The sequence below is a fragment of the Bradyrhizobium sp. genome (assembly GCF_027451485.1).
GTDB lineage: Bacteria > Pseudomonadota > Alphaproteobacteria > Rhizobiales > Xanthobacteraceae > Bradyrhizobium.
This window is the reverse complement of sequence record NZ_DAIDJE010000156.1, coordinates 17,817-29,676: the sequence shown is the minus strand read 5'-3', so window position 1 is coordinate 29,676 and position 11,860 is coordinate 17,817. Positions and strand designations below refer to the sequence as shown.

The 11,860-nt window shown below is 63.4% G+C and carries 9 protein-coding genes; 5 read left to right on the top strand and 4 right to left on the bottom strand.

Annotated elements, in window-relative coordinates:
* Positions 1-333: 333 nt before the first annotated feature.
* Positions 334-3,570 carry a CusA/CzcA family heavy metal efflux RND transporter gene (locus NEZ08_RS19085; RefSeq protein WP_298110517.1) on the bottom strand — a complete coding sequence of 1,079 codons (3,237 nt, stop codon included), beginning with the start codon at positions 3,568-3,570 and terminating at the stop codon, positions 334-336.
* A gap of 525 nt (positions 3,571-4,095) precedes the next feature.
* Here NEZ08_RS19085 and NEZ08_RS19080 point away from each other — a divergent pair.
* Positions 4,096-4,722, top strand: a complete 627-nt coding sequence (locus tag NEZ08_RS19080; RefSeq protein WP_298110274.1) for a tetratricopeptide repeat protein — start codon at positions 4,096-4,098, stop codon at positions 4,720-4,722.
* Between the two features lie 7 nt (positions 4,723-4,729).
* A complete protein-coding gene (locus NEZ08_RS19075) occupies positions 4,730-5,353 on the top strand; it encodes a trans-aconitate 2-methyltransferase (RefSeq protein ID WP_298110271.1) in 624 nt (207 codons plus the stop codon).
* Positions 5,354-5,439: 86 nt separating this feature from the next.
* Here NEZ08_RS19075 and NEZ08_RS19070 read toward each other — a convergent pair whose 3' ends face one another.
* The gene (locus NEZ08_RS19070) at positions 5,440-6,417 is read right to left on the bottom strand and encodes a J domain-containing protein (RefSeq protein WP_298110268.1); all 978 of its coding nucleotides are present in this window, start codon (positions 6,415-6,417) and stop codon (positions 5,440-5,442) included.
* A 519-nt stretch (positions 6,418-6,936) separates the two neighbouring features.
* On the opposite strand from NEZ08_RS19070, the gene NEZ08_RS19065 reads away from it, so the two are divergent.
* Together NEZ08_RS19065 and NEZ08_RS19060 are read left to right on the top strand one after the other, a co-directional pair.
* Positions 6,937-7,779 (top strand): universal stress protein, encoded by an 843-nt coding sequence (locus NEZ08_RS19065; RefSeq protein WP_298110265.1) that lies wholly within the window; start codon positions 6,937-6,939, stop codon positions 7,777-7,779.
* Positions 7,780-8,112: 333 nt separating this feature from the next.
* Entirely contained in the window at positions 8,113-8,373 is a 261-nt protein-coding gene (locus NEZ08_RS19060; RefSeq protein WP_298110262.1) for a hypothetical protein, read from the top strand.
* 42 nt (positions 8,374-8,415) lie between these two features.
* On the opposite strand, the gene NEZ08_RS19055 is transcribed toward NEZ08_RS19060, so the two are convergent.
* A complete protein-coding gene (locus NEZ08_RS19055; protein ID WP_298110258.1) occupies positions 8,416-9,981 on the bottom strand; it encodes an ABC transporter permease/substrate-binding protein in 1,566 nt (521 codons plus the stop codon).
* Entirely contained in the window at positions 9,978-10,763 is a 786-nt protein-coding gene (locus NEZ08_RS19050; RefSeq protein ID WP_298110255.1) for an ATP-binding cassette domain-containing protein, read from the bottom strand. Before NEZ08_RS19050 ends, NEZ08_RS19055 begins: the two co-directional genes overlap by 4 nt.
* A 178-nt stretch (positions 10,764-10,941) precedes the next feature.
* Here NEZ08_RS19050 and NEZ08_RS19045 point away from each other — a divergent pair, with 178 nt between their 5' ends.
* Positions 10,942-11,751, top strand: coding sequence for an ABC transporter ATP-binding protein (locus tag NEZ08_RS19045; RefSeq protein ID WP_298110253.1), 810 nt, complete (start codon positions 10,942-10,944; stop codon positions 11,749-11,751).
* Positions 11,752-11,860 lie beyond the last annotated feature (109 nt).

The window sequence follows — 11,860 nt, the reverse complement described above, 5'->3', positions numbered from 1 at the left end:
CGATCATGCGACAGCATTGCTGCCGTTAACATCGTCAGGGGAACATTGACAAATCGGCGGGTCGCTACCAGCCTATTACGATGACCAACATTGATGTTGGCCGAAGCAGAGGAGGTTTGATGACTCCACCTGCAAAGCGCGCCGCGACGATCGCCGAGGCAGAGGTTCGGGCTTAAGCGTAGCGGCACCCCACGAACACCGTCCCGAGAGCGGCCGCATGGTCCGCATCAGTAGGGCAAGGACCAAATTGGCCCCTCTCGGAATGGGGGTTCCGAAAAGCATGGGTGACAGCGAACCGATTTCGGATGGCGCTCTCTTGCGTGCATCGACAGCTCAGGTCTGTTCGGCTTGCTGCCCGCGCGGACGCGGTTGACGCTCCTCTTCCCGTCCGAGGAAATAGCTCTGCAGGGCCGGCACGACCACCAGGAGCATGATCGGTCCGATCAGCATTCCGCCCACGATCACGGTGGCAAGCGGCCGCTGCACTTGGCTGCCGATGCCGGTCGAAAGCGCAGCCGGCAAGAGGCCGATGCAGGCCGACAAGGTCATCATCAGAATGGGGCGCATCTGTTGGTCGACCGCCTGGAACATTGCTTCTTCCCGCGCGACGCCCTGGCCGACGACCCTGTAATAGCCGTGGATGATGAGGATGCCGCTCATCACCGAGACGCCGAACAGCGAGATGAACCCGATTGCGGCCGAGATCGAGAAGTTCAATCCGAACGCATACAGGCCCAGAATGCCGCCGCCGACGGCGAACGGAAGTCCGAGCAGCGCCAGCAGGCAGTTCCGCAGCGAATTGAACAGCCCGTAGAGCAGCACCATGATGAAAACGAAGGTCACGGGCAATATGATGGCGAGCCGCTTCTTGGCCTGTTGCAGCCATTCGAACTCTCCCGCCCAATCGATGCGATAGCCCGTCGGCAGCTTGACGTTTTTGGTGATGCGCTCCTGAGCTTCCTCGACCGCGCCGGCGAGGTCGCGGCCGCGTACCGAGAACTTGATCGGCACAAAGCGCTCGTTGCGTTCGCGGAAGATATAGGAGGCGCCGGTGTCGAGCGTGATCGAGGCGAAGTCGCTCAAGGGAATGAAGGCGGTGCCGGCGGAGGTCTGAACGCCGACCTTGAGGTTGCGCACCTTTTCGATGTCGTTGCGGTATTCCGGCGCCAGACGCACGGCAACGCCAAAGCTTCGATCCGCCTCCAGGATGTTGGTCGCTACCGTTCCGCCAAGCGCGGCCTGCACCACGGTGTTTGCGTCATTCACGTTCAAGCCGTAGCGCGCCGCCTTCTCGCGATCGATCTTGATGTTGAGATTGGGCTGACCAAGCACCCAGAACGCGCCGAGATCGGTGATGCCCTGCACCTTGGCCATTTCGGCCATGGCCTCCTTGGCGATCTTCTCCAGGGTCGTGAGGTCCGGACCGACGATCTTGATGGAATTGGCGCCTTTGACGCCTGAAAGGCCCTCCTCGACGTTGTCCTGGATATATTGCGAAAAATTGAAATTAATGCCGACGAATTTCTGGGAGAATTCCTCCTGCAACTCCTCGACCAGCTTTTCCTTGGTCAGATTGGCCGGCCATTCGTCGAACGGCTTTAACGGCACGAAGAACTCGGCGTTGAAGAATCCTGCTGCGTCGCTGCCATTGTCGGGCCGGCCATGCTGCGAGACCACCGTGATGACTTCCGGATGTTTCAGCAGGATTTCCCGGATCTCGTTGACGATCGGCATGCCCGCCTCGAGCGACAGGGTCGGCGGCATCGTGGCGCGGATCCAGAGGTTGCCTTCCTCAAGCGTCGGCAGGAATTCGCTGCCCAGCCGCGAGCCGACGAAACCGGAGAGCACGAGGAAGACACATCCGAGCGCGATCGTGACCGGCCGCCGCCGCAGCGACCAGCGCAGCACGGGCTGATAGATCCGGCGCAGGCCGCGTACGACGAACGTCTCGACCTCGCTGACATGCGCGGGCAACAGCAGCGAAGCGAGGCACGGCGTCACGGTGAAGGTCGCCAGCAGCGCTCCCACCAGCGCGTAGGCATAGGTTCGCGCCATCGGGCCGAAGATCTGGCCCTCCACCCCCTGCATCGTGAACAGCGGAATGAAAGCCGCGACGATGATGGCAGTGGAGAAAAACACCGCCCTGTCGACTTGTAGCGCGCTGACCAGAATAATTCGAAGCCGGTCGGTCCATGTTGCGTCCGCAGACGGCTGCCCGGCGCCGGTGGGATCGTCGCCCCACCACTTTTCGGCGAGGTGTTGCAGCAGCATTTGCCGTTCCGCAGGCTCCGACTGGAAATTGCGGTAGATGTTCTCGACCAGGATCACGGCGGCATCGACGATGATGCCGAAATCGACGGCGCCAACCGATAGCAGGTTCGCGTCTTCGCCGCGCAGCACGAGGATAATGATGGAGAAGAACAGGGCGAACGGAACGTTGATGCCGACGATAACCGCGCTGCGCAGGTCGCCGAGGAACAGCCACTGAATGAAGAAGATCAGCAAAAAACCGAACAGCAGGTTATGCAGGACGGTGTTGGTTGTGACGGCGACCAGCGTCGAGCGGTCATAGAAGGGCACCAGCTTAAGTCCCGGCGGCAGGCTGCCGTCGGTATTGATCTTCTCGATCTCGGCGCGCACGCGCTTGACCACGTCATTGGTGTGCAGCGTGCGGTTCATGATGACGATCGCCGCCACCACGTCGTCCGAGTGGTCCCGCCCGGCCTTGCCAAGCCGCGGCACATAGCCGACCGACACCTTCGCGACATCCTTCACGTAGATCGGCAGGCCGTTCGGCGAGGCGAGCATCACGTTCTCGATGTCGCGGACCTTGTAGCCCTGCGTCAGATCCTTCTCGCCGCCGGTCTCCATCAGCCCGACGCCGCGAACGTTCACGGACTGCTGCCCTATATTGATGGTGCGGCCGCCCACGTTGACGTTGGCGTTGCCGAGCGCGCTGATCACCTGCTGAAGGGTGACGCCGTAGGCCTCCAGCTTCTGCGGGTCGACGTCGACGTGGTACTCCTTGGTTGTGCCGCCCCAGGTGTTGACCTGCACCACGCCAGGAACGGAGAGCAGCCGGCGCTGCAAGATCCAGTCCTGCACGGTGCGCAAATTGCTCAAGCCGAAATGCGGCGGCCCAACCAGTTCGTATCGGTAGATTTCGCCGACCAGACTCGTCCCCTGGATCTGCGGCGTGACCCCGCCGGGCAGGCTGACGTTCTGTTGCAGGTTGATGGCCGTCTGGGTCAGCGCAAAATAATAGTCGACGCCATAGTCGAAGACGACGCGGACGAACGAGAGGCCGAAGAACGACGTCGAGCGAATGACATTGACGCCGGGCGTCGCCGCCAGCCCGACCTCGATCGGGATCGTGTAGTAGCGTTCCATCTCTTCGGCGGAGAGGCCGGTCGATTGCGCCGTGATCTCCAGGATCACCGGCGCCGGGTTGGGATAGGCTTCGATGTTGAGCCTGAAGAATGCGAAGATGCCGGCGCCGATGAACGCCAGCAGCCCCAACAGCACCAGCGGGCGCCGGGTCAGGCTGAAGGTAAGAAGTCCTTTAAGCAGAGCGGCCCCCGATCGACTTGAGTTTGCGGCGCTCCCAACTCCATGGAGTCGGGACCGAATCCGCAAGCGCCCTCCGAATAGCGCGAATGACAGACAGTATCAAAGTGGCCCTGAAGTCCAAACCGCCAGGGGGCAATCCGGGGTTCACAATGCCGGGTTTTCACGATGCTGACCCCTGAAAAAGACGCCGGGCCCACTTTCCGAAGTTCGAACTCCATCGCCGGGGGCTTCAGATCGGCGGTACTTATGCCGGCCATTTTTGACGCCGGATGGCACGGCTTTTCGTCCGCGCCCGTCGTGCTATGCTCGGCAGCGAGGGATCCGGAAGGGACAATCCGGACGGGGAGGAGAGCCATGGTCAGGGGATTTCAAGCGTACCGCGCTTGTGCAGTGGTGCCCAGCTTCCGGAGTTTGCGTTCCATCGCAGCACATGCCTTCGCGAACCGCGGAAAGTCGTGGGCGACGGCAAACTTGTTAGTTCCAGCCCCGCATTGCCGATCTGAAATCCCCGATCGAATTCGCCGCTTGTGGCGCAGGGACCTTAAATCGCCGGTGCTTGCCGCCGGGCTGATGCTGCTTGGCAGTATCGCAGCCAACGCCGCCGACGACGCCAAAACCTGCACCAAGGAATCCGGCGATGTCGCGATCGAAGCCTGTTCGCGCGCGATTCAGTCCAGGCACTACAGTGGCCATACGCTGGCGCGCCTCTACCTCAATCGCGGCGTCGAGCGACGCGCCAAGGAGAATTACGATGAGGCGCTGGCCGATTTCGGGGAGGCGCTGAAGGCCGACAAGAAATATGCGGACGCCTATTTCAACCGCTGCTCGATCTTCAATTTCAGGAAGGCGTATGATTCCGCCATAACCGAATGCAGCCAGGCCATCAAGCTCGGGCCCACCGCTGATGCGATGCAGGCCAGCGACAACGAAAAGCTCGGCAAGGAGCGCGCGCTTTCCGATTATTACACCGAGCGCGGCTTCGCCTATTTCAAGAAGGACGACCTGATCCATGCTTTCGTCGATCTCGACAATGCCATCCGCCTCAATCCTAATAACGGAAGGGCGTTGAAGACCCGCGGCCTCGCCTACGAGGCCAAGGGCGATTCCCGCGCCGAGGCCGATCTCGCCTCGGCCAAGCGGCTGGGCGAATGAGGCATTGATGGCAGAGGCAAGACAGGCCCATTGGCAAGGTGTCTACACATCAAAGGAAGAAGCCGCCGTCAGCTGGTTTCAGGACAATCCTGCACTCTCGCTCGAACTGATCGAACAGGCCGGGCCGGGGCAGGACGCCGACATCATCGATATCGGCGGCGGGGCGTCGCGGCTGCCCGACGCCCTTTTGGAGCGCGGCTTCCGCCACGTTACCGTGCTGGACATTTCGCAGGCCGCGCTCGATCTCGCATGCTTGCGGCTGGGCCGGCGCGCCAGCGAAGTTCAGTGGATCGCGGCGGACGTGACGGAATGGAATCCGCCGCGGCGCTTCGACATCTGGCACGACCGGGCGGCCTTTCATTTCCTGGTCGATCCGGCCGACCGCGCCGCCTATATCGCGCGGCTGACGGAGGCGTTGAGGCCCGGAGGGCACGCGATCATCGCGACCTTTGCCCTCGACGGACCGGAGAAATGCAGCGGATTGCCCATCAACCGCTATGACCCGGAGGGACTGGCGCGCGAACTCGGCCAGGGGTTCACGCTGATTGAATCCCGCAGGCACGACCACGCCACGCCCTGGAATGCGACCCAGCACTTTCAGTTTTCGTTGTTCAGAAGACGAGACGGTTAGTCTTTCCGGGTCAAGGACGCGCGCCCCAGGATGAGGGGGACCGGCGTTGCTCTTTTGAAGCGGCAAGGCTGACTGGCCGCCCCGCCTTACTGGAAAGAGGCGGTGATATACCAGGGCTGCGGCGACCAGGGCGGCGGCTGGTAAGGCCTCGGAACAATGTGAAGCACTGACCGCGGCACCGGCAGCGGCACGACCTTCGGCAGCGCGTCCGCGTGTCCGTCGGGATGTGCCTTTCCGTTCGCCGCCAGGAGAGACTTGGAATGGGCGGTGTTTTTGGCATGCTTCAACGGCGGAAGCTCGGGGAAGGGGTGATCGTCCCTTTTGTCGCGAAAGAAAAGAATGCCGCGATCGACATAGGGCGCCGTGAAGGTCTGGTCGAGCTGCGCGACGTGCTCGGGATCGGCGGGCGCCGCATTGGCCTCGGCAATGGCGCGCGCGGACGCGTCGAGCGGGTGCGAGATGCCAGCATTATCGGTCCCGTGAGTGGTGACAATGCCGCCGGTCGGTGAAGAGTCTTCGGCTGCAGCCCTGGCCATCGCATTCGATGTGGTATCCGAGCCCGCGGCGCCACCTTCTCTCGCTGCGAGGAAGGCGCTGACGGCGGCCGGATCGGGCGCATCCCCCGGACTGACGGCGGCGATGCTGGCGGAGAGGCGGGTCGTGAGGTCACTGGCCGGCGCGCGCGCCACCGCGAGGCTTGTCGCCGGGGCCAGGGCCATCGACATGTGCATGAACAGGAAATAGCCGCTCGCCGTCACGATCGAAAGCGAAGCGAGCGCGAGCACGGTGGAAGCGGCCTTGTGGATCTTCGCTGCGATGGGGTGTGCCGACGCTGGATCTTTCTCCTGTTGCGCGAGGGCCAGCAGATGGTCGTAGACCGCCCGCTGGTCTCGATCCAAAAGGATTTCATTGGCGCGGACGATCTGCCGAAATCTCGCGCCGGCATCGGGGTCGCCGGGATGCAGATCCGGATGCGCGCCCTTGACGGCCCTGCGAAATGCAGTCCTCAGGCTCTCGGCATCGTCCCGTGGAAGAGCCCCAAGCAAATCGTAAAGCGTATCCATTGCGCTCTCGCTGCAGGATTCACTCGTCCCCCGTCCGAAATTCCTGTCGCGAAATTCGCTGCGGAGTACGCGTCAACCAAATTCACCGCGAGGAAAATGATGTTGGTGTACTGGGGCAAAAAAATGACTGTATCCACGTAGCTCCAAAAAGCTTCGTGAAGCAGCGCGCGTTTGCTTAACGCGCCGCCTGGCGATCAACGCATTGCCGGACCGATACCGCATTCCCGCGCGGCTTGTGGCGTAACCAAGGCAACGCCGCGACGAAAATCGAGATGGCCTGAGATCAAGCCAGAGTCGTCGCGGGCGCGTTCAGGCGGCACGGCGCTTCGCACGCAGCTCGGCCATGCCGCGTGGAATCAAATGGGCAGAGCTCCGCGATCGAGCAGGACGACTGCGAGCTTCCTCCCGCGCCGGCGGCCGGCGGATGGCAGTCCGCTGCCGCTCGCCCCATTGAGATTGATCAAGGCGCCGGAGCATCGCGCACGTTAGTTGATTGGCATCAGGATGCAGGGGGAGCTTATGCCGATCAAGAGCATCGCCGTGATTGTCGAAGCCACGCCGCCGGGCGAGGCGCGCATTGCCTTTGCCGCAAGGCTGGCTTGCGCCCACAGCGCCCATCTGGTCGGCTTGTTCGTAGTGCCGATGCTGACGGGCGGCCATGGCGCGGAATCCTTCGTCCGCGGTCACCAGGCCCTCAAGGACGTGATCGCACACCAGCGCGCCCGGGAAGCCGAGGCGGTCGAAGCGGCAAAGCGAAGCCTCAGCGGCGTCTGCGGTCGCCAAGGCGTCAGCTTCGAGTTCCGTTCGCTGGAGCAGGGCGAATTCGGCGATGACCTGGCGCTCAACTCGTTGCATGCCGATCTTGTCGTTACCGGCGGCCCCTCGGGCAACGGGGGATTGCCGAATGCGTGGAGCGCGGAGGCGCTGCTTCTTGCCACCGGTGTGCCGTTTCTGCTGCTGCCGGATTGCTGGACCGGAGCTGCCGTCGAGCATGTGGTGGTTGCCTGGAATGCGAGCCGGGAGGCACGTCGCGCGGTGGCGGATGCGCTGCCGCTTCTCGTTGCAGCAAAGTCTGTCACCGTGCTGCTGGTGGATCCCGGAAAAAACTCCCGTCACGGTGATGAGCCCGGCGCGGATATCGCACTCTATCTCAGTCGCCACGGCGCCAAGGTGACTGTCGAGCAAATCGCTTCGAACGGGGCGCCGGTCGCAAGAGCCATACTGGATCACGTCAGGCAGTCGGCCGCCGATCTCGTGATTATCGGGGCCTACAGTCATGCAAGGGCGGCGCAGATGGTCTTTGGCGGTGTCACCCGCTCGTTGTTGCGTGAGGCCGCGATACCGCTCCTGATCGCTCATTGAAGCCGTTAGCCGATCGCGTCACGCAGCAGATGCCGCCCGGGCTGTTCGCCTGCGCGTTTCTCAAAAAACTTTGTGCCTCATAAATGATTCTTTAGTTGGGTCTTGGAACCGCGAGCGTAGATTCATCACATCGACTGGTTCGCCTCCATTTCGTCGCCGGCAAGAGAGGCGATACGAGAATCGAACGTCGTTCGCGAACCAGCCCCGTCTTATTAACCGCTTGAGCACGATCCTCGCGCCCGGAGTTAGGGCTTGGCGTGGCCGAGAAAGCTTTGGCTTTCCCAGATCGTGCCCCGGCACCGGAATTGAGCACTGCTACGAGGAGATAAAGCCATGACGAAACTCTCGCTTCTCGGGATTGCAACGGTCGCCGCTGCCACCGCATTCGCCGCGCCCGCCTTCGCGCAGCACAGGATGGCCTATCCCGCGGCCCCCTATGCCCTGGAACATTCCTGCGCCAACTACGATCCCGGCAATCCCCACAACAAGGTGACCGACTTTCTCGCCTGGAGCGCCTGGCGTGCGCGTGGCGGATGGGACGACCGCACCGACATCAACTGCGTCCCCACGCCCGGACGCAGCAACGCGTATTGAAGGGCGAGCCGGCGCGCGGCGGACCCTGCGGTCGCGCGCCGGTCACCTGTTGTTTGACTTGATCTTTTCCCAAAGCCAGCGCGCCACGTCATCAGACGAAGCGTTGCCGTCCCCCCCTGCGGCCCGCAGGTTCGCCTCGCGCATGGTGGCAATATCGATGTTGCCAAGCAGCGGGCGCAGTGCATCGCGCATTGCCTGATCTTCGGCGCGTTTCGGCGCCAGCAGCACCACCGCGTCATAGGGCGGGATCACGCCCTTGGGATCGCTGAGGGTTGCAAGATCGTATTTCGCGATCAGGCCGTCGCTGGTGTAGCCCGCGATCACGTCCACTTCGCCCGAAGCGACGGCTGCATACATGAAATCCGGTTGCATCTGGCGTTGCTCGCGGAAATTCAATCCATATGCCGTGCGCAGCGCCGTCCACTCCGGCCGTGAAAAGAACTCATAGTCGGCCGCGATCGACATCGAACGCGCATGGACGGCAAGATCGGCAACGCTGCGAATGCCGAGCGCTTCGGCGCGTTTTCTCGGCATCACCAGCGCGTAGGCGTTCTCGAATCCGAGTTCGCCGAGCAGCGTCACGTTTTGCCGCTTGAGTTCGGCCGTCAATTCGGCGAGCAGCTGCCGGCGCGGCCTCAGCGAGGTGTGATGAAACTGGTTGGTCCACAGCGTGCCGGAATAATCGACATAGACGTCGATATCGCCATCGAGGAGCGCCTGAAAGATCACGTTCGAGCCGAGCCCTTCGCGGGTCGTCGCCGACAGACCGGCGGCATCCAGCCGCTGAGTCATCAGCGCCGAAAGAACGTATTGTTCAGTGAAGGTTTTGGCGCCGACAACATAGCTCGGCGCGGGGCGTGCAAGCGAAGGTATCAATGTGGCGGCAACGAGCGCGGCAATGCCGGCGCCGCCGAGTGCTGCGCGCCAGGAGCTTCGGCGGCGCAAACCTGCCTCGATCAGCGCGAGCAGCTGATCGACAACGAGCGCGAGCAGCGCGGCGGCGATGCAGCCGAACAGCACGAACACCCAGTTCTGGGTTTGCAGGCCGGCAAAGATGTAATTGCCGAGGCTGGTCTGGCCGATCGGCGTCGACAGCGTCGCGGTACCGATCACCCAGACCGATGCGGTGCGGACGCCAGCCATCATGATCGGCATGGCCAGGGGCAACTCCACCCTGCCGAGCGACTGCAGCCCGGTCATGCCGACGCCCTGAGCGGCTTCCAGAATGGACGGGTCGATGCCGCGCAGGCCTGTCACGGTGTTTCGCAGCACCGGCAACATCGAATAAAGCGCCAGCGCCAGCACGGCGGGCAGGAAGCCGAAGGCGGAGAAGCCGAAGCCGAACCACTTCAGGGTTAACGAGGCGCTCGCGAGCAGCAGCGGATAGAACAAGGCGAGCAGCGCCAGTCCGGGCACGGTCTGCACGATGCTGGCAATGGAGAGCAGCAGCCTTCGCATCACCGGGCGGTTGCGCGCGATGATGGCAAGCGGCAGCGATACGACGAGCCCGAGCGCGATCGCGGTGACGCTGACCCGCACATGACCGCCGAGATAGTCCGGCAGGTGCGCCCATGCCTCGGCCCAGCGCGGATCGGACAAAACGCTCATGCTTCGCCCCGCGGGAGAGCCGCATTGAGCCGTTCGGCCTGCCGGCGCGGAGTCCCCAGGAGTTCGCCGACATAGGCATCGTCGCTCTTCGCCAGCTCGGACGGCGTACCGAGCGCGAGCAACTTGCCGCCGCGCATCACCGCGATGCGGTCGGCGAGCAGGATGGCTTCGGTCATGTCATGGGTGATCATCACCGTGGTCAGGGCGAGCTCGTTATGCAGCGCGCGGTAATCGTCACCGAGCGCATCGCGCGTCAGCGGATCGAGCGCGCCGAACGGCTCGTCCATCAGCACGATTTTCGGTCGCGCCGCCAGCGCGCGTGCCACGCCGACGCGCTGCCGCTCGCCACCGGAAAGTTCTTGCGGAAAGCGGTCGCGAAACCTTTTTCGATCGAGCCGGACCAGATCGAGCAGTTCGTCGACGCGTGCCGCAATGTCGGCCTCAGGCTCGCCGTTCAGCTTCGGCGTGATGCCGATATTGGCGGCGATGCTCATATGCGGGAACAGCCCGCCGCTCTGGAACACGTAACCGATGCGGCGGCGCAACGCGACCGGGTCGCCCGCGCGCACATCCTTGCCTTCGATGGTAATGCGGCCCCGGTCCGCCTCGAGCAGGCGGTTGGCGAGCCGGAGCAGGGTGGTCTTGCCCGACCCGGAGCCGCCGACGACGGCGAGAAATTCCCTGGCCGCCACGCCAAGCGAGACGTCGTCGACGGCCTTGACGCGCCCGTTGTCGAAACTCTTGGCCACGTGGTCGAAGGCGATCAGGGCTGCGTCAGACATTCCGGTGTGGTCTCGTGCATGCGGCGCGCATCTTGGTCCTTGAGCTATTATCACGGCCTCGCTTTGCGTTGAACTTATCCGTTGCATTGGCTAAGCCATGCCCCAAGCTTCGAGAGAGACATCGAGGGACAGACGGGTGGAATTGCCTGGGCCAGCAGAACCAATATCGACCGGCGCGGTGCCGACAGCCGTTTCCTTGCAGGACGCCAGCGTCGCCTTCCGCCTCGCGGGCGGCCGCGTCTACACGGCGGTCGAAAAGGCCAATCTCGCTGTCGCGGCCGGCGAATTCGTCGCCATCGTCGGGCCGACCGGATGCGGCAAATCGACCTTGCTGAACGTCGCGGCGGGACTGCTGGCGCCGGCCGCAGGCCACGTGCGGATTTTCGATGCGCCGCTCGCCGGCCTCAACCGCCAGGCCGGCTATCTCTTCCAGGCCGATGCGCTGTTTCCCTGGAAGACGGCGATCGACAATGTCGCGATCGCGCTGGAGATCGATGGTGTGCCGCGCCGCCAGGCTCTGGAGCGCGCGCAGGCCTTTCTCGCCCAGGTCGGCCTTGGCGCATTTTCCCAGCGCTACCCGCACATGCTCTCCGGCGGCCAGCGCAAACGCGTCGGCCTCGCCCAGGTCCTGATCCGCGATCCGAAGATCCTGCTGATGGACGAGCCGTTCGGGCCGCTCGACGCGCAGACGCGCCAGATCATGGGCAACCTCCTGCTCGATCTCTGGAGCGCCGATCGCAAGGCGGTGCTGTTCGTCACCCACGATCTCGAGGAAGCGATCGCGCTGGCCGATCGCGTGGTGATCATGTCGGCCGGGCCGGGGGCGCGGATTATCGGCGACTGGCGCGTGCCGCTGTCGCGCCCGCGCGACATCACCGAAGTCAAGCTCGACCAGGCCTTCCACGACCTGCACCGGGAAATCTGGGACGCGCTGAAGGACGAGGTATTGAAGGGCTACGCGCAATCGACGAAAGCCGCGGGCGAATGAGCAACGAATTGATTGCAGGTGTCGGCCCCGGGCCCGCGGAGACCCATACGGAAGGTCATGGCGAGAAGCTGTCCCTGCCATGCAGTCCAAATCGGACAGGCCGCTGCGT